The following is a 21,610-nucleotide window of genomic DNA, read 5'->3' on the forward strand; positions in this document are numbered from 1 at the left end:
CCTCTCCCCTGGGAGAGGGCCAGGGTGAGGGCCGAATCCCCCACCCGCGCACCGCTCTTATCCCCTCTCCCTCCGGGAGAGGGCTAGGGTGAGGGCCTGCCGCCCCGCCCCCACCGCACAGCCACCCAGGAGACACCCCATGCTGAACTGGGAAGAATTCGACAAAGACGACGACACCGCCACCGCCAAGCCCGCGCAGGCCGCCGGCCAGCAGGCGCCGGCCCAGACCGAGCGCCTGGACTCCGAGGGCGACGCCCTGGTCCACGACGCCCGTGCCCCATCCGCTGACGACTCCGACGCCGTGGCCCGCGCCAAGGCCGCGCTGAACGAACTGGACATCCAGGAAGGCCTGGACGACCTGGAAGGCTCCTCCGCGCGCGTGCACGTCGGCGACAAGCAGATGATCAACGCCCGCGCCGACCTCAACCAGCTCGTGCCCTTCAAGTACGACTGGGCCTGGCAGAAGTATCTGGATGGTTGCGCCAACCACTGGATGCCCCAGGAAGTGAACATGAACGCCGACATCGCGACCTGGAAGAGCGCGGACGGCCTCACCGAGGACGAGCGTCGCATCGTCAAGCGCAACCTCGGCTTCTTCTCCACCGCCGACTCGCTGGTCGCCAACAACCTGGTGCTGGCCGTCTACCGCCTGATCACCAACCCCGAGTGCCGCCAGTACATCCTGCGCCAGGCCTTCGAAGAGGCGATCCACACCCACGCCTACCAGTACTGCATCGAATCGCTGGGCATGGATGAAGGCGAGATCTTCAACATGTACCACGAGATCCCGAGCGTCGCGAAAAAGGCGAGCTGGGGCCTGAAGTACACTCGTTCCATCTCCGACCCCGAGTTCAAGACCGGTACCCCGGAGACCGATCGCCAGTTCCTCAAGAACCTGATCGCCTACTACTGCGTACTGGAAGGCATCTTCTTCTATTGCGGCTTCACCCAGATCCTCTCCATGGGTCGCCGCAACAAGATGACCGGCACCGCCGAGCAGTTCCAGTACATCCTGCGTGACGAGTCCATGCACCTGAACTTCGGCATCGACATGATCAACCAGATCAAGATCGAGAACCCTCAGCTGTGGGATGCCCAGATGAAGGACGAAGCCACCCAGATGATCCTCCAGGGCACCCAACTGGAGATCGAATACGCCCGCGACACCATGCCCCGCGGCGTGCTGGGCATGAACGCGGCGATGATGGAGGACTACCTCAAGTTCATCGCCAACCGCCGCCTGACCCAGATCGGCCTGAAGGAAGAATACCCGGGCGCCACCAATCCCTTCCCCTGGATGAGCGAGATCATGGACCTCAAGAAGGAGAAGAACTTCTTCGAGACCCGCGTGATCGAGTATCAGACCGGTGGGGCGTTGAGCTGGGATTGATTATTAAGTTGACCTAGTAGCTTTCGTTTTAAAAGGATTTTGACAGCAGTGTAAGCATCGAGGCTCTTAACCGAGCCTCTTATAGGACAAAAATGAAACTAAATCTACCCTATACATTTGAAGATGTCCGATCTGCCCTGCAAAGCGCGGGGATCAACCAAAGGCTAGTGGAATTTGTTAAGCCTATAGAAAAAGCCGAAAAAATAATATTAAAAATAAAGCAAGAGATAGAGCATTCTGGAAAAGTTCTGTTTCTTCTGGCACCTCCGGGCGTTGGAAAATCGACCTTCATTCAATCTCTAACTTGGAGACCACATATAAAGTTTCGCAACTTTATAGAAGTTGACGCTGTCTCGGTTATGTCAGGCAACAAATTTGAAAGCCTTGTAAAAAAGATAAGAGAAATCGCAGAAACTGCAAAAAAAGAAAAGGAACAGGGACCTACCCTGGTCGTCCTAGATTATCTTGAATCGCTAAATGAGTATCCAGAGCAGGACGTCAAAGGCTTTTTCAGAGACCTAAATGGAATATTAAGGAAATCACCTCTACTTATACTTTGGCCATCTACGGAGAAGCATGACGTTGAAAAGATGCTTTCGTTTGCAGAAGCTGTATCAGGGACAATATTCTCTGATGACAATGCCTACGTAGATTTTGACGGCCCGTTGCTAGACACATATCCAGATATCGCTAAGAATACAATCTCAGTAATAAATGGGAAGGATATTTCTGACTACTCCCTAACTCAAGCGGACTTGGAAGAATTACTTGAAAAGACCAAGACAAGACCGAAGAGAGAGCGAACAATTAGAAACTACTTAAAAGCGGTCAGATCCATCTGGTCAGAAAGAAGCAATTACATTCAGGAAATGGAGAACAAAATACCGAAACCGAACGAAATTTGGTTTATCTTCTCTTATCCTACAGCTGAGGAAGTAGTTGGAAATTTTATACGCAAAGGTGAGAGGGTACATGAAGCATGGACTGCTATTGGAGATAAATTAGACGAATACGTCCAGTCCAGCGCACAACGAAAAAGCATTTGGACGCCACAAAAGTTACAACTTATGTTAACAGGATCCGTCAAAACGAGGATCATGTATCTACCAACCAACAGCTTAATATCATTAGCTTTAGCTTTTGGCCAAAACGATACCTTAAAAAAACGTATAGCACCTCACTCCCCAGTGCATTGGAAGCAGAAAAACAAAGCCGTAGCGCAACTTTCTAATTCGCCTTTGGCTAAGCAATTACAAGGAGAAACTGTTGCCGCAGGAAAACGAAAAGGCGGCCCTGCTGCAAAAGCTTTGAAAAATGCGACTAGACCGTTTGCAGAGCTAGTTGACTGGGTATCAAACGGCGGAGGACATGACAAATATGTTAATGACGCCGTAGCTAAAGGGCTAGCCGGATTGGGGTTTAGCTGCAAAACCGGACTAGACCACCCTTGGATACCTGGAATCAAGCCCGACATATTAATTGAACTACCTGACAAACAAATCTGCATCGAATTTCATCACACCAATAACGATGCCCAATCTAAAATAGCAGATTACGTACTCAGCAAGCTTTCCGACTACAGCAACCAGCTAGACCTTTACATAAAAAGCTAAATATAACAGGGGATAGCAAAAGCCGTCCCCTCCCTAAAACCAGCCTACTCTCCATTAGACACACTCTTAACTAAAAGTTAAAATCTCAACTTCTAAAACTCACTACTCTTCCAATTTGAAATTCTCTTTTACCTACAAAGCTAGTGAGTTTCCCAGGCACTAACTGGGAAAACCGTGCAAATACCCTCAACAATCTAGATATTTAGCTAACTTTATACCTAGTCATTAGCCTCAGCTCTTGCATGGGAAAAGCATGCCATTTTCCAAGCTACAGAGGCCGTACGCTTCATTACCTTGCGAAATTGGAATCAAGGACGACCCATGCCCCGCTGGACCGACCAACCCGCCACCGACACGGATGCCGTCTTCGATTTCATCCTTGAGTTCTCCGGCACCTTCCTGCGGCGCCATGCCTCGCTGCTGGCCAAGGGGCTGCCGCCGACCCTGGGCTTCGGGATGTTCCTGGCCTATTTCGCCCGTAATCACTTCTATCCCAGCTTCGATCTCTTCCAGTTCTCGTCGCTGCTGCTGGCCGCTGCCTGCCTGGGGTTCCTGACCATCGGCGCCTTCGTTGCCGCGCTCTTTCTGCCAGGTGCCTGGGTCTATTACCGCTTCATCAATACGGCGGCGATCAAGGAAGACATCACCTACGCCCTGCCCTATCGCGGCGAGGGGCGCTTTCGCAAGATCATGCTGTTGATGACGCTGGTGTTCTTCGTGCCCTATCTGCTGGCGGGGTTTAGCGATGCGGCCATTCTCCTAGTCGATCCTGAGCTGTTCCTCAGCGTTGCCTTGCTTGCACCCATCCCCATCACGCTGCTGGCGGGCATGGCCGTACAGGGGCTATTCGACTTGCGCCGCTTCAGTTTCCTGAAGTTCGTCTGGGAGGCTTACCTGCCGACAATGGTCGTCGGCATGTTCATTGTCTGGATGCTGGCGCAGGCCTATCCGCTGGTGAGCGATTGGCAGCCGCTGCTCAAGTGGGGCGCTCTGGCCATCGCCCCCTTCATCATCGCCTTCGTCACGACCATGACTTCCATGCTGTTCATCGCTGGCTGGAAGGCGGCGATGATGTTTTCGCTGTTCTTCGCCCTCTTTCTGGCCGGCTATAGCGGTGTGCTCACCACCCTCCCCGAGACCATGGTCAGGACGCTGGGCCTGGGTAACTACCAGGCCAAGGCGATCGTGCTCGATACCTCCTATTGCGCCAAGGAGCAGGCCAGGGTGCTGCCTACCGATGACCAGTGCGTGCTCAAGGACGTGCAGGTGGTTTGGTCGCTGGGCGAGGCCTTCGTACTGCGGCTGGCGGATGGCAGCACGGCGCGGTTGCCGGCCATGGCGATTCGGGCGCTGGTGAAACCCCAGTAACGGACGGTCCGCCTGGCCAGCCTCAGGTCAGGTTTGAATTAGCTTTATCGGCCCGTCATCATGGCGCGCAATCCTCTGCCTCAAGCCCGCGCCTGCCGTGTCGATAAGACTGCGGTGCGGCTCCGCCTTGGCGTGTGCTCGCCCCTGGCAGGGAGCGCCCTTCTCGTATCCAGACAGGTCCGATTCGCCCATGGCACTCGATGCCCCCACCATGCTGACCCTTACCATCGCCCTGGCGGCTGCTGCGGCGGGCTATCTGGCCATCGAGTGGCGGTCGGTGCGCGAGTCGGCGCTGCTGTACTGGACCACGGGTTTCGCCCTGATTTGCGTGGGTAGCACCCTGGCGCTGTTGCGTAGCCAGGGGCTGCTGCTGGTGGGCATCTGGTTCGCCAATGGGCTGCTGATCTTGGTGCATGGCCTTTTCCTGCTCGGCGTGGCGCGCTTCACGGCGCGCAGGCTTAGACTGGGCTGGTGGGCCTTCGCTGCGATCTGGCTAGGGATGTTGCTGCTGCCCAATGAGCCTTGGTGGTCCAAGGTACTGCTGGTGGTGCAGTCGCTCATGATCGGCATACTGGCGGTGCGGGCGAGTTTGCTGCTGCGGCGGCGCAACGCGGGAGAACGGCAGCTGCGCGTGGTGTTGCTGATCCATGGACTCTTCTATCTAGTCAAGATGATCCCACCGCTCACCCCCGGCACCTTGATCGACCTGGCGGTCTATCGCGGTGTCATCATCCAGATCTCGCTGGTAGAGGGGGTGATGGCGGTGATGCTGATCGCCCTGTCGATGACCGGCACGGTGCGTTATCGCCGCGAGCAGCATATCGAGCGCCTGGCCGGCAGCGATCCCCTGACCGGTCTGCATAATCGCCGCGCCCTCGAAGCCGAGGCGCCGCGACTGTTCGGCCAGGCGACCCCGGCCAGACCCGGTGCCCTGCTGCTGATCGATCTGGACAACTTCAAGCTGGTGAACGACCTCCATGGCCACGCGGCCGGCGACGGTCTGTTGATCGCCCTGAGCGACCTGCTGCGTACCTCCCTGCCCCGCCAGGCGCTTGCAGCCCGGCTGGGGGGCGATGAATTCGTGGTGTTGCTGGGTGAGGCGGCCGATGCGGATGTCGTGCGTTTGGCAGACACCCTGCGCCAGCGCTTCAACCAGCTGGCGGCGCAGCGCCTGCGGACGCCCGAGCCCGTCACCCTGAGCATCGGCGCCGTACTGTTCGATCAACCGCCGGAAAGTCTGGCGGCCTTGCTGGAGCGCGGAGACAGTGCCCTCTACGAGGCCAAGCGCGGCGGGCGGGATGGCTTGCGAATGAGCCTGGGATGAAGGCGCGCTGATGGCTTAGGCTTGGACGATTGCCTTAACGGAGCCGCCATGCCCATCGCCTTCGAATCCCCCGACCAACCCGAGGTGATCGCCCTGATCGCCGAACTGGATGCCTACCAGGACGACCTCTATCCGCCCGAGAGTCGTCATGCCCTGGATCTGACGTCGCTCATGCAGCCGAACGTGCTGTTCCTGGTCGCCCGGGATGACAGCGGCAGTGCCCTGGGCTGTGGGGCCATGGTGTTGCAGGACGACTATGGCGAGATCAAGCGGATGTATGTGAGCCCCAGGGGTCGCGGGCAGGGGCTGGGTGGTCGCCTACTGGCGGAGCTGGAGCGTGAAGCGGCAGGCCGAGGGTGTGAGTCGGCGCGACTGGAAACGGGGCCCTATCAGCCGGAAGCCTTGCGGCTCTATGAAACGGCGGGTTACCAGCGGCGTGGTCCTTTTGGAGCGTATCGGGACGATCCGTTGAGTGTCTTCATGGAGAAGCGGCTGAAGGCGTAGATACCGTCTTCGCCCCTCAGTGTGCAATCGCTAAAGCAGGGTCGAAAGGCTTGCCTGATTTGAGCACGCCATAGGCGATGGTCAGCAGCTTGCGCATGGCGGCGCAGACGGTTTGTTTACCTTTCTTCCCCCTGGTTTTCAGACGCTCGGCTTGCGCCTTGATAGCCGGGTTGTAGGTCAGCGCCACGACGGCGGGTAGGTATAGCGCACTTCGTAAGCGGACCGATCCCATGCGCGAGATGCCGGTATGGCCGCGGTAAAGACCTGATTCCTGTAGGCGTGGGTTCAAACCGGCAAAGGCGGTCACGGCGCGGGCATCGGCGAAGCGACCGATATCGCCGAGCTCCGCCAGGATCAGGGCGGCGGTCTTGTCGGCGATGCCGTCTATGCTCACCAGCAGATCACGTTTGCCGCTCAGGTCCGGGTCATCGTCGATATGCCGTTTGATCTGTTCGAGCGTCCAGGCGATCTGCTCATCGAGCCGCTGCACGACCGCCTGGATCGAGTTTTGGACTTTTTCCGGGCTGACCTCGAGCCGATTGAGTTCCATCTGCCGTAGCGATTAGAGATCCTCCAGGCGCCGGGTCAGCGCGCGAAGCGTGCGGATGGACACAGGCTCGGGGTGCCAGGCCCGCAGGCTGTCTTCATGCCGCTGGCCATAGGTGGCGATCAGCTTGGCGTCGAGTTTGTCCGTCTTGCTGCGCTGCAACTGGCTTTGCGCATAGCGAGCGATCTGTGCCGGATTGAGCACGGCGATTCGGTAGCCCAGCGCATGGAAATGCTCGGCGAGCGCTTCGTGATAGGTGCCCGTGGCCTCCATCACGATCCAAGCGCCTGGCTCGGCATGCTGTTGCAGCCAGTCGGCAAAGACCGCGAAGCCTGACGGATCATTGCTCAGCCTGCCCTTGGTCCGGTGCTTGCCATTGGATTGCAGGACCGCCAGATCGAAGCTGCGCTTGGCGATATCAACACCGATTACGGCCATGATGTCTCCTCCTTCAGATGCGACACGATCACGTCATCCCGTCCAACCTTGTGCAATACGAGCTCTGGAGGCTCTAGATACCGTTCGGACTCGGGATGGGTGTGGAGGAGGCAGCCTATCTACGTTGCAAGCTCAAAGGCTTAAGGGTGGACACGGCCTGCCATCCTCCCCCGATGATCAGTCGGGGACTATGCCCCCTGAGGAGGCTGTCGTCGAGATACAAGGGTGGACAACGGCGCAGCCTTGTCCACGCGGGAGCTTTGGGGGCGTGCGTTGGTGGCGTCAGTGGAAAAGGCTGCGCCGTTTTCCACGCTACGGGTTGAGTTATCGTTTCTGTCTCTGCTCAAGGAAGAGCTGCCATGTCTCGATTTCGTCGTGCCCGTGTTCCGGGGGCTTCCTATTTTTTCACCGTTGTCCTGGCGGATCGGCGTAGCGATCTGCTGACGCGCCATATTGATCTGCTCCGCGAGACCGTGCGGGCAACGCAGTTGCGCCATCCCTTTCATATCAATGCCTGGGTCACCCTCCCCGATCATCTGCATTGCATCTGGACCCTACCGGAGGGCGATGCGAACTTCACCTTGCGCTGGAAGGTGATCAAGTTCGGTTTCTCCAAGCGGCTGCCGGTAGGCGAAGTGCGTACGGCGACGCAAAGGGCCCGGGGTGAACGTGGGATATGGCAGCGTCGATATTGGGAGCACCTGATAAGAGAAGAGCAGGATTACCAGCGTCATGTGGAATACATCCACTTCAATCCGGTCAAGCATGGCCACGTTGGCGCAGTGAAGGACTGGCCTTATTCGAGTTTCCATCGAGCGGTGCGGGAGGGGCTCTATCCGCAGGATTGGGGTGCAGACTTCGCGGTAGAGACAGGAGGCTGGGGGGAATAGCGCCGTAGGGGAACGACGCGCAGCTTGTCCACGCGGGAGTTTTGGGTCGTGCGTTGGTGGCGCCAGTGGAAAAGGCTGGCGCCGTTTTCCACGCTACGGGGTGAACTCCGCTAACAGGAATTCCACGAAGCTCCTCACCGTCACCGACCGCCATCTTGTCTGGGGATAGAGCGCGGTCAAGGGGCGGGTGAGTTCCTGGCCTTGGAAGAGGCGGACCAGATTGCCGGCGGCGACGTCGTCCTGCAGCAGGAAGGCCGGCTGCAGGATGATGCCGAGGCCCTGCAAGGCAGCCAGGCGCAGGGCGGGGCCGTTGCTGAGGTGCAGGCGGCCGGGTGGCAGCGGGCCGAAGTTGGTGCCGGTCTGGGCGCGCCACTGGCTCAATGCGCGAGGGTCCATGCCGAGGCAGTCGTGGGCGTCCAGATCGGCCAGTCGCTCGGGGGTGCCGCGTTGGGCGAGATAGCCGGGCGCGGCGCAGCACCACATCACATAGGGCGCCAGGGGGCGCGCCACCAGGGAGGAATCGGCCAGCTCGCCGATGCGGATGGCGATGTCGATGCCCTCCTCCACCAGATCCTGTACCCGGTCACTCAGCACCAGATCGAGGGTGACCTGGGGCTGCCGCGCCAGATAGTCGCCCAGCCGAGGCGTAAGGCCGTAGGTGCCGAAAGACACCGGCGCCGACACGCGCAGGGTGCCGGCGGGCGCCAAGCGCTGGGTTTCGGCCTGGCGGTCAGTGTCGGCGACCAGGGCGAGGATCTCGCGGCAGCGGGCGTAGTAGCCCTCGCCAAAGGCGGTCAGGCGCTGGCGCCGGGTGGTGCGCACCAGCAGTTGCAGACCCAGGCGCCTTTCCAGGCCGCGCAGGTGATTGCCGGCCATGGTCGGCGAGATGCCCTGGGCCTGAGCCGCAGCGGCCAGACTGCCGCGCTCCACCACGGCAACGAACACCTGCATGCTGTCGAGCAGATCCATTCAACACTCCTGTTAAGTAATTCCTACACCTAGGTGGCGTTTATCTCATTTGGGTGATGGGTGAGGCTAGTGGTGTGGGTGAGGTGGCGGAGTGTTGGACTTCGCTGCGCTCGGCCAACCGCGTGGAAAAGGCTGCGCCGTTTTCCACCCTACGACCCTGAAGTGGAGAATCGATCATGGATCTGCAACTGCACGGCCGTACCGCCCTGGTGACCGGCGCCAGCATGGGCATAGGCACTGGCATCGCCCGCATCCTGGCGGCCGAAGGCGTTCGGCTGGCGATCACCGCGCGGCGGCGGGACGCCCTGGAGGACCTGGCCGAGGAGATTGCCGCGGCGGGTCATGCCCGGCCGCTGGTGATCGTGGCGGATATCACCGACGCCGAAGATGTCCAGCGTCTGGCGCGGGAAGCCGAGGACGGGCTGGGCCGGGTGGACATCCTGGTCAATAACGCCGGCGGCACACGACCGCTTTCAGTGACGGCGGACGATGTGGCCTGGGACGAAGCCTGGAATCTCAACTTCACCGCGACCCGCCGCCTGACCCAGGCGCTGCTGGGTGGAATGCGCGAAAGGCGTTGGGGACGCATCGTCAATTTCAGCGGCAGCATGGAGCCACGGGACGTGAACGGCGCCGGGACGGCCAAGGCGGCGATCCAGTTCTGGTCCAAGGGGCTGGCGAGTCAGCTGGCGGCCGAGGGCATCACGGTCAACACCATCGCCCCGGGGCGGATCAATTCCGAGCAGATCCTGCAGCGGCTGCATCCGACGCCCGAGGCGCGCCAGGCCTTTATCGCCCGGCACATTCCCATCGGCTATTTCGGCGAGCCGGAAGACGTGGGCCAGGTGGTGGCCTTTCTCGCCTCACCGCTGGCGCGCTACCTCACCGGCGATGTGATCGCGGTGGATGGCGGGATGCATGCCCATGCCCACTAACACCCTCTAGCGCCTGACGCAGACAAACAGCGCATTGCCCGCCTCGCCGGCCCAGGGTTCGATGCGCTGGTAGTCGTGCTCCAGCATCTGCACCTCGAAGTGCGGCTCCAGCAGGGCCAGCAATTCGGGGAAGTCCACCGCCACCATGGGGTGCTCGTCCTGCCAGGTCTGCTGCGCGCCGGCGTGGCGGCGTTCGATGCGCAGGCGGAGTTGCTGGTGTTCGCCCTCGCCCGGGTAGTGCCAGGCGGAGGCGAAGCTGAAGTGGCCATCGGCCCGTTCGACGCTGTGGCCGACGCTGGAGGCATTGTCGATACGGCGCTTGTCGACGGCGTTGAAGCAGAACAGGCCGCCGGGGGTCAGGGCCGCCCGGACCTGCGTCAGGCACGCCTGGAGCCGGGCAAGGCTGCCGCTGTAGTGCAGGGAGTAGAGAAAGCAGGTGATCAGGTCGACCGGCTGGTCCAGCTCGAAAGCGCACATGTCCTGGCAGGAGAAGTCCGCCTCGGGGCAGCGCAGCGCGGCCTGGGCCAGCATCGGCGGATTGAGGTCCAGCCCGCCGCTCTGGAAACCGGCATCGAGGAAATGCCGCACATGGGGACCGGTGCCGCAGGCGAGGTCGAGATGACGGCTGCCACCGTTGCCGAACAGTCGCTGCAGGCGCAGCACCGCCTGGCTCTGGGCCCGGTAGTCGATGTCGGCGCAGAGCAGGTCGTAGTAGGCCGACAGGTCGGTGTAGAGGGCGGTGGCGGACATCGCAGGGGCTCGGGGCTGGAGACGCGGGCGCGCATCTTAGTCGGTTTCTACACGCTTCGACGCCTTATACTGGCGGTTTTCCCGAGAGTCCCCTGACGTGAGCAACAAGAGATACGCCTGCATCGGCCTGAGCAACCCCAAGTCGCCGTCCAACGTCGGGTCCATCATGAGGGCGGCGGGTTGCTATGGGGTGGCCTCGGTGTTCTATACCGGCACCCGCTACGACCGCGCCAAGGACTTCGTCACCGATACCAAGAAGGTCCATCAGGACATCCCGCTGATCAACATCGACGACCTGCGCCGCATCCTGCCGCTGGGGTGCGTGCCGGTGGCGGTTGAGCTGGTCGACGGCGCCCGGCCGCTGCCCGAATACACCCATCCCGATCGCGCCCTCTATCTGTTCGGCTCGGAGGACGGTTCGCTGAGCCAGGAGCTGCGCGACTGGTGCGAGGACGTGGTGTACATCCCCACCCAGGGCTGCATGAATCTGGCGGCCACGGTCAATGTGGTGCTCTATGACCGCCTGGCGAAGGGCAATAACACCCGCTCCGGTCCGCTGTTTTAACCAAACCCCTGGGTCGGCCGGCGCAAGACCGGATCGAAGGGGTTGATGCGCGCGGCGATCACCCCGGCTTCGCGGCGGAGCAGTTCGATCACCGTGGGCAGGCGCTGGGGGTTGAGGCGTTCGCTCAGGGTGCCCACGCTCAGCGCCGCCACCGCCCGGCCATTGCGGTCGAGGATGGGCACGGCGAGGCCCGCCATGCCGGCCAGCACCCCGGTGTTGCGCGCGGCATAGCCCTGCTGGCGGACGTTGTCGATCTCGGCGCGCAGCAGCACTTCATCGTAATGATGGGCATCGCGCAGCCGCGGCAGGTTGTAGCGGATCACCTCGTCGCGTTCTTCCTCGGGCAGGAAGGCCAGGATCGCCAGGGCGCCCTGGCCGCCGCCCAGCGGCACGCGACCGCCGATGTCGCCGGTGAAGGTGCGGATCGGATAGGGCCCCTCGCTGCGATCCAGGCACATGGCGTCGAAGCCGCTGCGCGCCAGCAGGAACAGTGAGTCGCCCAGGGACGCCGACAGCCGCAGCAGACTCGGCCGCGCCAGGTCGCGCAGGTTGCCGACATGGCCGGCGCGGGCCGCCAGGGCGAAGAAATCCAGGCTCAGGCGGTATCTCTTGCTACGGGCGCACTGCTCGACCATGCCCTCTTCCACCAGGCCACGCAGCAGCCGGTGGGTGGTGGGTTGCGACAGGCCGACGCGCTCGGCCAGGCGGGTGACCTTTTCCCCCTCGGGATCACCCTCACCCAGGGCGCGCACCACGGCGAACACCCGGCTGATGGCGCCAACACCTACCTCACCTGCCGCTGTCTTTCTTTCACTGGAATCTTCCATCTACCGCGCTCCAAAATATTCCACTGAGTGAATAAATCTAAAAAAAGAGTTCATTCAGTGAAAAACCCGCTTGTCCCGCATCCTAGGTCGCCCTTACCTTCAGGTCCATAGGGCGATACTCACAATCACCGGACGCCGCCAATCGAGCGAGCGCCAACGTCCCAGATCCAGGCTGTCTTTCGCCCTGCCAAAACCTTGCCCACCTCTCCCGTGGGCGCGACCGGAGGAGCATTGCGGCCATGGCTTTCCTGACTCTCGACAATCTCAGCAAGCGCTACGGCGACAGCTACGCGGTGGCCGGTTCGACCCTGGCCATCGAGCGCGGCGAATTCGTCTCCCTGCTCGGCCCCTCCGGCTGCGGCAAGACCACCACCCTGCAGATGATCGCTGGCTTCGTCGACGTCAGCAGCGGGCGCATCCTACTCGACGGCCAGGACATCACCCACGCCAAGCCGGTCAGTCGCGGCCTCGGGGTGGTCTTCCAGAGCTATGCGCTATTCCCCCACATGACGGTGCGCGACAACGTCGCCTTCGGCCTGCGCATGCGCAAGGTGGCGGGCGCCGAGCTGGCGCGCCGCGTCGAGGAAGCCCTGGGCCTGGTGCACCTGGGCCAGCACGCCGAGCGCTATCCGCGCGAACTTTCCGGTGGCCAGCGCCAGCGGGTCGCCCTGGCCAGAGCGCTGGTGATAGCACCCCCGGTGCTGCTGCTGGACGAGCCGCTGTCCAACCTGGACGCCCATCTGCGCGAAGAGATGCAGTTCGAGATCCGCCGCATCCAGCGCGAGGTGGGCATCACCACCCTGATGGTGACCCACGACCAGTCCGAGGCGCTGTCCATCAGCGACCGGGTGGTGGTGATGGAGGCCGGGCGCATCACCCAGGTGGATGCGCCCTATCGGCTCTACGAACATCCGCGCAACAGATTCATCTCCGACTTCGTCGGCAAGGCCAATCTGCTGCCCGGCAGCCTGGATGCCCAGGGTCGGCCACAGGTCACCGCGGGCGGCGCCCTGGCGATCTCGCTGCGGCCGGAAAAGATCGAGTTGCGCCCCGCCGGAGAGGGGCGTCTGCAAGGGCGGGTGCTGACCCGTTTCTTCCTCGGCAGCCAGTGGCTGTATCGCCTGGAGACGGCGCTGGGCGAGGTGTCGGTGCTGCGCAGCAACGATGGGCTGCCGCCGCTGGACGAAGGGCAGCGCGTCGGGCTGCACTGGGACGACGGTCTGCTGCGCCGACTGGAAGCCGCGGAGGCCGCGGCATGAGCACCCTGCTGCGCGGCACCGGTCGCGCCTATCTGCTCAGCGCCCCGGCCCTGGTGCTGTTCGCCGGACTGCTGCTGGCGCCCCTGGCGCTGACCCTGGCGCTGTCCTTCAACGTCTTCGACTACGAGACCGGAATCAAGGAAGGCAGCTACACCCTGGCCCACTACCTGAGCCTGCTGGGCGATCCCTACTTCTACGAGATCTTCCTGCGCACCTTCTGGATCAGCGCCCTGGTCACCCTGCTCTGCGTGCTGATCGGGGTGCCGGAGGCCATCGTCCTCAGTCGCATGGGCGCGCCCTGGCGCTCGATCTTCCTGATCCTGGTACTGACGCCGCTGTTGATCTCGGTGGTGGTGCGCGCCTTTGGCTGGAGTCTGCTGCTGGGCGCCGACGGCCTGGTCAACCAGGCCATCGTGGCCCTGGGCGGGCGGCCGCTGAAGCTACTCTACACGCCCTTCGCGGTGATCGTCGGCCTGGTCCACGTGATGCTGCCCTTCATGATCATCCCGGTCTGGACCTCGCTGCAAAAGCTCGATCCCGCCGCCGAGCAGGCCGCGCTGTCCCTGGGCGCCAGTCACCTGACGGTGCTGCGGCGCATCGTGCTGCCCCAGGTGATGCCCGGGGTGCTGTCGGGGACGCTGATCGTCTTCGGCCTGGCCGCCAGCTCCTTCGCCATTCCCGGCCTGCTCGGCGGACGCCGCTTGAAGATGGTCGCCACCCTGATCTACGACCAGTACCTGGCGGAACTCAACTGGCCGATGGGCGCCACCCTGGCGGTGGCCCTGCTGCTGCTCAACCTGCTGGTGATGCTGGGCTGGAATCGCCTGGTGGAACGCCGCTACAAACGTGCCCTGGGAGTCTGACCTCATGACCCGCAACGGCCCGCTCGGGCTCGCCTTCCATACCCTGGTGATGATCTTCATGCTGGCGCCGCTGGTAGTGGTCTGCCTGGTGGCCTTCACCCCGGAAAACACCCTCAGCCTGCCCACTTCCGGCTTCTCGCTGCGCTGGTTCGCCGCCGTGTTCGAACGGGCGGACTTCCTCACCGCCTTCTACAACAGCCTGCAGCTGGCGGCGCTGTCGGCCACCCTGGCGACGCTGATCGCGGTGCCGGCAGGGCTGGCCATCACCCGCTACCGCTTTCCCGGCCAGGGCTTTCTCAACGGCCTGTTCCTCTCGCCGATCATCATCCCGCACCTGGTGCTGGGCGTGGCCATGCTGCGGCTGTTCGCCCTGCTGGGGGTGAATGGCAGCTTCAGCTGGCTGGTGCTGGCCCACGTGGTGGTGATCACCCCCTATGTGCTGCGCCTGGTGATCGCCGCCGCCATCGGCATCGACCGCAGCGCCGAGCAGGCCGCCGAGAGCCTGGGCGCCAGTCGCACCACGCTGTTCTGCCGCATCACCCTGCCGATGATCCTGCCCGGGGTGGCCGGCGGCTGGCTGCTGGCCTTCATCAACAGCTTCGACGAGGTCACCCTGTCGATCTTCGTCACCTCTCCGGCGACCCAGACCCTGCCGGTGCGGATGTACGTCTACGCCACCGAATCCATCGATCCGATGATGGCGGCGGTGTCGGCCCTGGTGATCGCCCTGACCGCGGCCACCATGATCCTGCTCGACCGCATCTATGGCCTGGATCGCGTGCTGGTGGGCAAACAATGAACAGTCGAGACCCGTCCATGGCACTGCTCAAGCGGGTGGCCGAACGCGACCGCCCGACCCTGGCCTTCACCCTCGACGGCCAGCCGGCCGAGGGCCTGCAGGGCGACACCCTGCTCACCGCCATCCTCACCCAGAGCGATCACCTGCGCGGCAGCGACTTCGGCGGCGAACCCCGCGCCGGCTTCTGCCTGATGGGCGCCTGCCAGGACTGCTGGGTACGCCTGGCCGACGGCCGCCGGGTGCGTGCCTGCGCCACCTTTCTCGAAGCGGGCCAGCAGGTCAGCCGCGATCCAGGGCGGCCGCTGTGAGCGCCGTCGTGGTGGTGGGCGCCGGGCCGGCGGGCATTCGCGCGGCCCAGACCCTGGTCGCCCATGGCCTGGAGCCGGTGCTGCTGGACGAAAGCGCCCGCGGCGGTGGCCAGATCTATCGCCAGCAACCGGGCAATTTCCAGCGTCCGAGCAAGGCGCTGTACGGCTTCGAAGCGGGCAAGGCCCAGGCGCTGCACGGTGCTTTGACCGAGATGCAGACGACGCTGGACTATCGGCCTGACACCTTGGTGTGGAATGCCGAGCAAAGCGCCCTGGATACCCTCAGCCAGGGCCGCTATGTCGATCGCCTGGCCTTCGACCAGGTGATCGTCGCCACCGGTGCCACCGACCGCATCCTGCCGGTGCCGGGCTGGACCCTGCCGGGCGTCTACAGCCTGGGCGCCACCCAGGTGGCGCTCAAGTTCCAGGGCTGCGCCATCGGCAGCCGCCCGGTGCTGGCCGGTACCGGTCCGCTGCTCTATCTCGTCGCCTATCAATACGCCAAGGCCGGGGCTAAGCCACTGGCGGTGCTGGACAGCGCGCCCTTCCGCGACCAGGCCGCGGCTACCCCGGCGCTGCTCGGCCAGCCGGCCACCTTCGCCAAAGGGCTCTATTACCGCAGCTGGCTGGCGCTGCATGGCGTGCCCGTGCACCAGGGCGCTGAACTCCTTGCCGTCGAAGGCGAGCGCCGGGTGGAAGCCGTGCGCTGGCGCGCCGCCGACGGCGAAGCGCACCGGCTGGAGTGCGATGCGCTGGGCTTCGGCCAGACGCTGCGCAGCGAGACCCAGCTGGCCGACCTGCTGGGGTGCGACTTCGCCTGGAGTGTTCTCAACCGGGCCTGGTTGCCGGTACGGGACAGTGGTGGACGCAGCAGTCAGACCGGGGTCTACCTGGCCGGCGACGGCGCCGGCATCCAGGGCGCCGATGCCGCCGAATTGGCGGGCGAACTGGCAGCCCTGAGTCTGCTGGAGGATCGTGGCGTGCCGGTGGACAGGGCGCGTATCCAGGCCCTGCAGGCACGCCTGGCGCGCTTCGAGGTCTTTCGCCAGGGTCTGGAGCGGGCCTTCCCCTTCCCCGCGGACTGGGCGGCCAAGGCGCCGGACGAACTCATGGTCTGTCGCTGCGAACAGGTCAGCGCCGGCGAGATCCGCGCCGCGGTGGATCAGGGGCACTGGGAGATCAACCGGGTCAAGGCCACCTGCCGGGTCGGCATGGGCCGCTGTCAGGGCCGCATCTGTGGCGCCGCGGCGGCCGAGCTGATCGCCTGCGCCAGTGGTCGGCCGCTGGACCAGATCGGCCGGTTGCGCGCGCAGGCGCCGATCAAGCCGCTGCCCTTCGGCGTGGAGCTGGCGCCATGAGCCGGCTGGACGTGGATGTCCTGATCATCGGCGGCGGCATCGTCGGCAGCAGCGCGGCGCTGTTCCTGGCCCAGGGCGGCCAGCGCGTCGCCCTGCTAGAGCGCAACTTCTGCGGCGCCCAGGCCAGTGGCGTCAACTATGGCGGGGTGCGCCGCCAGGGCCGCCCGCTGGTGCAGTTGCCACTGTCCAGTCGCGCCCATCAGCTCTGGGGCGGTCTGCAGGACCTGCTGGGTACCGATGGCGAATACCTCAGATCCGGCCACCTCAAGCTGGCCCGCAGCGACACCGACTTCGCCTCCCTGCAGGCCTATGCCCAGGCCAGCCAGGGTTTCGACCTCGATCTGCAACTGCTTGACCGGGGCGAACTGCGCCGACGCTTTCCCTGGGTCGGCGACATCGCCGTGGGCGCCTCCTTCTGCCCGGAGGACGGCCACGCCAATCCACGGCTGGTCTCGCCGGCCTTCGCCCGGGCAGCCGCGCGTGCCGGCGCGCAGATTTTCGAGCGTACCGCCGTGACCGCCGTCGAGCACGACGGCCAGCGCTTCCAGCTCCGTACCGACAGCGGCCTGACCTTGAGCGCGCCCTGGCTGCTGAATTGCGCCGGCGCCTGGGCCGCGGAGCTGGCCGCCCGCTTCGGCGAGCCGGTCCCCCTCACCGCGGCCCATCCGGCCATGCTGGTGACCGAACCGCTGCCGCCCTTCATGACCGCCAGCACCGGCGTGGAAGGCGGCGGCATCTATGCCCGCCAGGTGGCGCGCGGCAATTGCGTGCTGGGCGGCGGGCGCGGTTTCGCCCTCGACGCCGATCGCGCCCGCCCCGGCCAGCTGGCCATCCTCGACATCCTCAGAAACGCCGCCGAACTCTATCCGGCTCTCACCGGTGCCCAGGCCATCCGCACCTGGAGCGGCGTCGAGGGCTATCTACCGGATCACCAGCCGGTGCTCGGCCCCAGTCTTACCACCCCCGGCCTGCTGCACGGCTTCGGCTTTGCCGGCGCGGGCTTCCAGATCGGGCCGGCGGCTGGCGAAGCCCTGGCCGAGTGCATCCTGCAGGGCGCGCCCCGGCACAGCCTGCAGGCCTTTTCCATCGCCCGTTTCCCTTCCCAGCCCAGGAGTTCCCAATCATGCGCCTGACCCCCGCCCTGCTCGTGGCCCTCGCCGGCCTGCCCCTGGCCGCCGTGGCCGAACCGACGCTCTACCTCGGCATGAACGGCGGCACCATGGAGCGCCTCTATGCCGACAGCGTGCTGCCCGCCTTCGAAAAGGCGCACAACGTCAAGGTGGTGATCGTGCCCGGCACCTCGGCGGACATCCTCGCCAAGGTCCAGGCCAGTCCGCAGAAGCCGCCGATCCACGTGATGTTTCTCGACGACGGCATCATGTACCGCGCCATCGGCATGAATCTGTGCAGCCCGCTCAAGCCCAGCGCGAGCCTGGCGCAGATCCCCGACAAGGCCAAGATCAAGGACCAGGCGGCCGCCGTCAGCCTGGGCGTGACCGGTCTGGCCTACAACAGCCGGCTGTTCAAGGACAAGGGCTGGGCAGCGCCGACCTCCTGGGCGGACCTCGCCGATCCCAAGTACAAGGGCAAGGTGGTGTTCCAGTCGCTGTCCTCGTCGACCTTCGGGCTGCACGGTTTCCTGATGTTCAACCGCCTCAAGGGCGGCACCGAGCAGGACGTCGACCCCGGCTTCAAGGCCTGGCCCACCACCGTCGGCCCCAATGTGCTGGAGTACATCCCCAGTTCGGCCAAGCTCTCGGAGATGGTGCAGACCGACGAGGCGGCGCTGTTCCCGCTCACGCCCACCCAGGTCACCGCACTCAAGCTCAAGGGCATCCCGGTGGAATACGCGCCGCCCAAGGAAGGCGCCGTGGTGCTCAACGTCGCCGAATGCGTGACCGCCAACAACGACCAGCCGGAGCTGGCCCAGCAGCTGGCGGAATACCTGCTGACGCCCGAAGCCCAGGCGCCGGCGCTGGAACTGGGCGACCAGATCCCGTCCAATCCCAACACCCCCACCACCGACAAGACCCGCGGCCAGGTGGACGCCATGCAGAACTACCTGAAGACCGCCGTGACCATCGACTGGGATGAGGTCAACAAGGTGCGGCCGCAGTGGAACGCCCGCTGGAACCGGCAGGTGGAGCGCTAGTCGCTCGAACAGCGCAAACGCACCGCTGGATGTCGACCCTGGACAACTCCGGTCCGAGGCGACCCCTCACCCTTGGCGGCTTCCATCACCAGGAGAGCCGCCATGGCCAACCCGCCCATCACCGTTCTGCGCGATACCCAACCCCTGCCCGTGGTCGATGCCTGCAAATGGGAGCGCATCGAGGGTGAGCCCCATACCGTCAACCTCAATGCCTACACCTCCGATGACGGCAGCAAGATCATGGGCACCTGGATCTGCACCCCCGGCAAGTGGCGCGTCGACTACGTGAAGTGGGAGTACTGCCACTTCCAGGAGGGCTACTGCATCATCACCCCCGATGGCCAGGAACCCATTCACCTCAAGGCCGGCGACATCTTCGTCGTCGAACCCGGCATGAAGGGCACCTGGGAAGTGGTCGAGACGGTGCGCAAGTATTTCGTCTTCGCCTGATCCCGCCAGGCCCCGGCACCGCTGCCGGGGCCCAGGCTTCAGCGCCCGTCGAAGCCGCGGAAGAAGCGCTCGGCGTTGTCGCTCAGGGTGTCCAGGTCGTACCCCCCTTCCTGCACGATCACCGTGGGCAGGCCCAGGGCCTTGATCCTTTCGCCCAGCACGCCGAATCCCGCCTGACTCACCGCCACCTTGGACTGCGGATCGTTTTCGTAGATGTCGAAGCCGAGGGACAGCACCAGCACGTCCGGCGCCCACAGCCGCAGCGCCGCCTCAGCCTCATCCAGCCGGGCGAAGAAGTCCGCCTCGGAGGCGCCGTGGGGCATCGGCAGATTGAGGTTGCAGCCCTCGCCTCGCCCGCTGCCGCGTTCATCGGCGAAACCGGCCACCACCGGATAGAAATTGGTCGGATCGCCATGGATCGACAGGTAGCAGACGTCGTCCCGGTCATAGAAGATTTCCTGGATACCCTGGCCGTGGTGCATGTCGGTATCCAGGATGGCGACCCGAGCGAAGCGCGCGCGCAACTCCTGGGCCGCGATGGCGGCGCCATTCAGGTAGCAGAAGCCACCGGCCGCTTCGGCGCGGGCATGGTGCCCGGTGGGCGACAGAGGGCATAGGCGGCTGGCGCGCCGTCCCGCACGCAGCGCGCCGCGGCGACCGCGCTCTGGGCGGAGCCATAGACGGCGGCCCAGGTCTGGGCGCCGATCGGGCAACTGCCGTCCGCCAGGTAGCGGGCGGTCTGGCCGAGGATGCCACGCAGCGGGTTGTTCTCGCGGACATAGATGTTCGACATCACCTCGTCACCCCAGTCCTCGGGCACCTGGTGCCAGTCGCGATAGGCATTCTCCAGGTAGGTCACATAGGCCTCGCCGTGCACGGCATGCAGCGGCGCGCGGCCGTGATCCGCCGGCTGTTCGAGGGGATAGCCCAGCCGCTCCACCGCGGCCAGCAGGGCGTCGAGGCGGGCCGGCACCTCCTGGGGGGTGCGCATCTGGCCACGGGACAGGTAGCTGCGCGGATGATGCAGGCGCTGATCGGGATGGAAAAAGGTCTTCATGTCATCTCTCCTGATGGCCCGCGCGGGCCAGCACGGCATTGAACAGGACGTCGGCGCCGCGGCGGACGTCATCGAAACTGGCCGATTCGGCCTCGTTGTGGCTCAGCCCGCCGGCACAGGGGATGAAGATCATCGCCGTGGGGCAGTGCCTGGCCAGGTGGATGGCGTCGTGACCGGCGCCGCTGATGATGTCGCGGTGGGGATAGCCCAGCGCCCGGACCGCGTCGCGCACGGCGCCGACGCAGTCGGCGGCGAAGGGGGTAGCAGGGCTCAGCCAGTGCCGCTGGACATCCAGCGACAAGCCGCGAGCGTCGGCCACGGCGGCCAGGCATTCGCGTGCGGCGGTTTCCAGCGCTGCCAGGGTCTGGTCCTGGGGGTGACGCAGGTCCAGGGTGAAGTGCACCTCGCCGGCGATGGTGTTGCGCGAGGAGCGCGCCACGTCCAGTTGCCCCACGGTGACCAGTCCGTCGCCGAAGCGAGAAGCGAGATCCTCCAGCGCCGCCAGCATCCGGCCGACGCCGAACAGGGCATCCCGGCGCCTGGCCATGGGGGTGGTGCCGGCGTGGGCCGCGGTGCCGCGCACGCACACGTCGAGCCAGCAGATCGCCTGGCCCCCGGTGACCACGCCCACGGCCAGGCGTTCGTCTTCGAGCACCGGGCCCTGCTCGATATGGGCCTCGAAATAGCTATCGAAGGCCCGCCCCAACGGCTGGTCGCCGGCATAGCCGGTGCGTTCCAGACTCGTGGCCACGGAGATGCCGTCACGGTCGCAGGTCGCCAGGGCCTCGGCCAGGGGCAACTGCCCGGTGAAGACCGCGGAACCCAGCATGGCCGGCGTGAAGCGAGCACCCTCCTCGTTGGTCCAGACGGCGAGTTCCAGGGGTCGGTCGGTCTGGATGTCCGCGTCGTTCAGACTGCGCATCACCTCCAGCGCGGCGAGCACGCCATAGACGCCATCGAAGCGCCCGCCCTTGGGTTGGGTGTCCAGATGGCTGCCCATGACCACCGGCGTGGCCTGGTCATCAAGCCCCGGACGACGGGCGAACAAGTTGCCGATGGGGTCCACCGTCAGGCTGAGGCCGGCGGCCACGCACCACTGGCTGAACAGCGCCCGCCCCTGGCGATCTTCTTCGCTCAGGGCCAGGCGACTGCTGCCCCCGGCCTCGCCCGGGCCGACCTCGGCCATGGCGGCCAGACTCTGCCAGAGGCGCTCACCATCAACTTTATACATGAGGGATTCCTTG

General features: G+C 64.3%; 22 protein-coding genes and 1 pseudogene. 16 read left to right on the plus strand and 7 right to left on the minus strand.

Translation table 11 applies throughout. From position 1 onward, the window contains the following. Positions 1–139 precede the first annotated feature (139 nt). From BGI51_RS00310 to BGI51_RS00330, 5 genes are all read left to right on the plus strand, one after another. Positions 140–1,390, plus strand: coding sequence for a ribonucleotide-diphosphate reductase subunit beta (locus BGI51_RS00310; protein WP_187979957.1), 1,251 nt, complete (start codon positions 140–142; stop codon positions 1,388–1,390). A gap of 92 nt (positions 1,391–1,482) precedes the next feature. Next, positions 1,483–3,003 carry an ATP-binding protein gene (locus BGI51_RS00315; protein ID WP_187979958.1) on the plus strand — a complete coding sequence of 507 codons (1,521 nt, stop codon included), beginning with the start codon at positions 1,483–1,485 and terminating at the stop codon, positions 3,001–3,003. 321 nt (positions 3,004–3,324) lie between these two features. After that, entirely contained in the window at positions 3,325–4,371 is a 1,047-nt protein-coding gene (locus tag BGI51_RS00320; protein WP_187979959.1) for a hypothetical protein, read from the plus strand. Positions 4,372–4,561: 190 nt separating this feature from the next. After that, positions 4,562–5,695 (plus strand): GGDEF domain-containing protein, encoded by a 1,134-nt coding sequence (locus BGI51_RS00325; protein ID WP_187979960.1) that lies wholly within the window; start codon positions 4,562–4,564, stop codon positions 5,693–5,695. 48 nt (positions 5,696–5,743) lie between these two features. After that, positions 5,744–6,199 (plus strand): GNAT family N-acetyltransferase, encoded by a 456-nt coding sequence (locus tag BGI51_RS00330; protein ID WP_187979961.1) that lies wholly within the window; start codon positions 5,744–5,746, stop codon positions 6,197–6,199. A gap of 16 nt (positions 6,200–6,215) precedes the next feature. Here the strand turns inward: BGI51_RS00330 and BGI51_RS23310 are convergent, their stop codons facing one another. Together BGI51_RS23310 and BGI51_RS23315 are read right to left on the minus strand one after the other, a co-directional pair. Beyond that, the gene (locus BGI51_RS23310) at positions 6,216–6,749 is read right to left on the minus strand and encodes a transposase (RefSeq protein ID WP_252977178.1); all 534 of its coding nucleotides are present in this window, start codon (positions 6,747–6,749) and stop codon (positions 6,216–6,218) included. A gap of 12 nt (positions 6,750–6,761) precedes the next feature. After that, complete coding sequence (locus tag BGI51_RS23315; protein WP_252977179.1) at positions 6,762–7,184, minus strand: IS110 family transposase; 423 nt, start codon at positions 7,182–7,184, stop codon at positions 6,762–6,764. A gap of 359 nt (positions 7,185–7,543) precedes the next feature. Between BGI51_RS23315 and BGI51_RS00340 the strand changes: the two genes are divergently transcribed. After that, positions 7,544–8,074 (plus strand): REP-associated tyrosine transposase, encoded by a 531-nt coding sequence (locus BGI51_RS00340; RefSeq protein WP_187979962.1) that lies wholly within the window; start codon positions 7,544–7,546, stop codon positions 8,072–8,074. 93 nt (positions 8,075–8,167) lie between these two features. On the opposite strand, the gene BGI51_RS00345 is transcribed toward BGI51_RS00340, so the two are convergent. After that, positions 8,168–9,043: a LysR family transcriptional regulator gene (locus tag BGI51_RS00345; RefSeq protein ID WP_187979963.1), complete on the minus strand. Its 876-nt coding sequence runs from the start codon at positions 9,041–9,043 to the stop codon at positions 8,168–8,170. Between the two features lie 176 nt (positions 9,044–9,219). Between BGI51_RS00345 and BGI51_RS00350 the strand changes: the two genes are divergently transcribed. Further along, positions 9,220–9,978: an SDR family NAD(P)-dependent oxidoreductase gene (locus BGI51_RS00350; protein ID WP_187979964.1), complete on the plus strand. Its 759-nt coding sequence runs from the start codon at positions 9,220–9,222 to the stop codon at positions 9,976–9,978. A 6-nt stretch (positions 9,979–9,984) separates the two neighbouring features. On the opposite strand, the gene BGI51_RS00355 is transcribed toward BGI51_RS00350, so the two are convergent. Continuing rightward, the gene (locus BGI51_RS00355; RefSeq protein ID WP_187979965.1) at positions 9,985–10,728 is read right to left on the minus strand and encodes a class I SAM-dependent DNA methyltransferase; all 744 of its coding nucleotides are present in this window, start codon (positions 10,726–10,728) and stop codon (positions 9,985–9,987) included. Between the two features lie 97 nt (positions 10,729–10,825). Between BGI51_RS00355 and BGI51_RS00360 the strand changes: the two genes are divergently transcribed. Then, entirely contained in the window at positions 10,826–11,293 is a 468-nt protein-coding gene (locus BGI51_RS00360; protein WP_059226744.1) for an RNA methyltransferase, read from the plus strand. On the opposite strand, the gene BGI51_RS00365 is transcribed toward BGI51_RS00360, so the two are convergent. Next, positions 11,290–12,120 carry an IclR family transcriptional regulator gene (locus BGI51_RS00365; RefSeq protein ID WP_187979966.1) on the minus strand — a complete coding sequence of 277 codons (831 nt, stop codon included), beginning with the start codon at positions 12,118–12,120 and terminating at the stop codon, positions 11,290–11,292. The two genes, BGI51_RS00360 and BGI51_RS00365, sit on opposite strands and share 4 nt — an antisense overlap. Positions 12,121–12,359: 239 nt before the next feature. Here BGI51_RS00365 and BGI51_RS00370 point away from each other — a divergent pair, with 239 nt between their 5' ends. The 8 genes from BGI51_RS00370 (at position 12,360) to BGI51_RS00405 (ending at position 19,309) form a co-directional block, all read left to right on the plus strand. Next, positions 12,360–13,379, plus strand: coding sequence for an ABC transporter ATP-binding protein (locus BGI51_RS00370; RefSeq protein ID WP_187979967.1), 1,020 nt, complete (start codon positions 12,360–12,362; stop codon positions 13,377–13,379). Continuing rightward, positions 13,376–14,242, plus strand: coding sequence for an ABC transporter permease (locus tag BGI51_RS00375; protein ID WP_160923395.1), 867 nt, complete (start codon positions 13,376–13,378; stop codon positions 14,240–14,242). Before BGI51_RS00370 ends, BGI51_RS00375 begins: the two co-directional genes overlap by 4 nt. Positions 14,243–14,246: 4 nt before the next feature. Next, positions 14,247–15,041 (plus strand): ABC transporter permease, encoded by a 795-nt coding sequence (locus BGI51_RS00380; protein WP_187979968.1) that lies wholly within the window; start codon positions 14,247–14,249, stop codon positions 15,039–15,041. A 17-nt stretch (positions 15,042–15,058) separates the two neighbouring features. Beyond that, on the plus strand, positions 15,059–15,349 hold the full coding sequence (locus BGI51_RS00385) for a (2Fe-2S)-binding protein (protein ID WP_007160508.1): 291 nt from the start codon (positions 15,059–15,061) through the stop codon (positions 15,347–15,349). Beyond that, positions 15,346–16,707, plus strand: a complete 1,362-nt coding sequence (locus BGI51_RS00390; protein WP_187979969.1) for an NAD(P)/FAD-dependent oxidoreductase — start codon at positions 15,346–15,348, stop codon at positions 16,705–16,707. Before BGI51_RS00385 ends, BGI51_RS00390 begins: the two co-directional genes overlap by 4 nt. Continuing rightward, positions 16,704–17,840 carry an NAD(P)/FAD-dependent oxidoreductase gene (locus BGI51_RS00395; RefSeq protein ID WP_187979970.1) on the plus strand — a complete coding sequence of 379 codons (1,137 nt, stop codon included), beginning with the start codon at positions 16,704–16,706 and terminating at the stop codon, positions 17,838–17,840. Before BGI51_RS00390 ends, BGI51_RS00395 begins: the two co-directional genes overlap by 4 nt. After that, on the plus strand, positions 17,831–18,859 hold the full coding sequence (locus BGI51_RS00400; protein ID WP_187979971.1) for an ABC transporter substrate-binding protein: 1,029 nt from the start codon (positions 17,831–17,833) through the stop codon (positions 18,857–18,859). The genes BGI51_RS00395 and BGI51_RS00400 overlap by 10 nt, the downstream gene beginning before the upstream one ends. A gap of 102 nt (positions 18,860–18,961) precedes the next feature. Next, positions 18,962–19,309: a cupin domain-containing protein gene (locus tag BGI51_RS00405; protein WP_007160512.1), complete on the plus strand. Its 348-nt coding sequence runs from the start codon at positions 18,962–18,964 to the stop codon at positions 19,307–19,309. Positions 19,310–19,347: 38 nt separating this feature from the next. Here the strand turns inward: BGI51_RS00405 and BGI51_RS00410 are convergent. Continuing rightward, positions 19,348–20,366 (minus strand): annotated as a pseudogene (locus BGI51_RS00410) (histone deacetylase family protein). A gap of 1 nt (position 20,367) precedes the next feature. Next, positions 20,368–21,597, minus strand: a complete 1,230-nt coding sequence (locus BGI51_RS00415) for a Zn-dependent hydrolase (RefSeq protein WP_187979972.1) — start codon at positions 21,595–21,597, stop codon at positions 20,368–20,370. Positions 21,598–21,610 lie beyond the last annotated feature (13 nt).

This window comes from Pseudomonas oryzihabitans, assembly GCF_014522265.1.
GTDB lineage: Bacteria > Pseudomonadota > Gammaproteobacteria > Pseudomonadales > Pseudomonadaceae > Chryseomonas > Chryseomonas aestiva.

Bases quoted from the DNA above. Each gene is read 5' to 3' on its own strand.
- BGI51_RS00355 (WP_187979965.1), bottom strand. From the start codon at position 10,728: ATGTCCGCCACCGCCCTCTACACCGACCTGTCGGCCTACTACGACCTG.
- BGI51_RS00380 (WP_187979968.1), top strand. From the start codon at position 14,247: ATGACCCGCAACGGCCCGCTCGGGCTCGCCTTCCATACCCTGGTGATG.
- BGI51_RS00370 (WP_187979967.1), top strand. From the start codon at position 12,360: ATGGCTTTCCTGACTCTCGACAATCTCAGCAAGCGCTACGGCGACAGC.
- BGI51_RS00315 (WP_187979958.1), top strand. From the start codon at position 1,483: ATGAAACTAAATCTACCCTATACATTTGAAGATGTCCGATCTGCCCTG.
- BGI51_RS00310 (WP_187979957.1), top strand. From the start codon at position 140: ATGCTGAACTGGGAAGAATTCGACAAAGACGACGACACCGCCACCGCC.
- BGI51_RS00345 (WP_187979963.1), bottom strand. From the start codon at position 9,043: ATGGATCTGCTCGACAGCATGCAGGTGTTCGTTGCCGTGGTGGAGCGC.
- BGI51_RS00395 (WP_187979970.1), top strand. From the start codon at position 16,704: ATGAGCCGGCTGGACGTGGATGTCCTGATCATCGGCGGCGGCATCGTC.
- BGI51_RS00350 (WP_187979964.1), top strand. From the start codon at position 9,220: ATGGATCTGCAACTGCACGGCCGTACCGCCCTGGTGACCGGCGCCAGC.
- BGI51_RS00320 (WP_187979959.1), top strand. From the start codon at position 3,325: ATGCCCCGCTGGACCGACCAACCCGCCACCGACACGGATGCCGTCTTC.
- BGI51_RS00330 (WP_187979961.1), top strand. From the start codon at position 5,744: ATGCCCATCGCCTTCGAATCCCCCGACCAACCCGAGGTGATCGCCCTG.
- BGI51_RS23310 (WP_252977178.1), bottom strand. From the start codon at position 6,749: ATGGAACTCAATCGGCTCGAGGTCAGCCCGGAAAAAGTCCAAAACTCG.
- BGI51_RS00325 (WP_187979960.1), top strand. From the start codon at position 4,562: ATGGCACTCGATGCCCCCACCATGCTGACCCTTACCATCGCCCTGGCG.
- BGI51_RS00400 (WP_187979971.1), top strand. From the start codon at position 17,831: ATGCGCCTGACCCCCGCCCTGCTCGTGGCCCTCGCCGGCCTGCCCCTG.
- BGI51_RS00385 (WP_007160508.1), top strand. From the start codon at position 15,059: ATGGCACTGCTCAAGCGGGTGGCCGAACGCGACCGCCCGACCCTGGCC.
- BGI51_RS00415 (WP_187979972.1), bottom strand. From the start codon at position 21,597: ATGTATAAAGTTGATGGTGAGCGCCTCTGGCAGAGTCTGGCCGCCATG.
- BGI51_RS00340 (WP_187979962.1), top strand. From the start codon at position 7,544: ATGTCTCGATTTCGTCGTGCCCGTGTTCCGGGGGCTTCCTATTTTTTC.
- BGI51_RS00365 (WP_187979966.1), bottom strand. From the start codon at position 12,120: ATGGAAGATTCCAGTGAAAGAAAGACAGCGGCAGGTGAGGTAGGTGTT.
- BGI51_RS00375 (WP_160923395.1), top strand. From the start codon at position 13,376: ATGAGCACCCTGCTGCGCGGCACCGGTCGCGCCTATCTGCTCAGCGCC.
- BGI51_RS00405 (WP_007160512.1), top strand. From the start codon at position 18,962: ATGGCCAACCCGCCCATCACCGTTCTGCGCGATACCCAACCCCTGCCC.
- BGI51_RS23315 (WP_252977179.1), bottom strand. From the start codon at position 7,184: ATGGCCGTAATCGGTGTTGATATCGCCAAGCGCAGCTTCGATCTGGCG.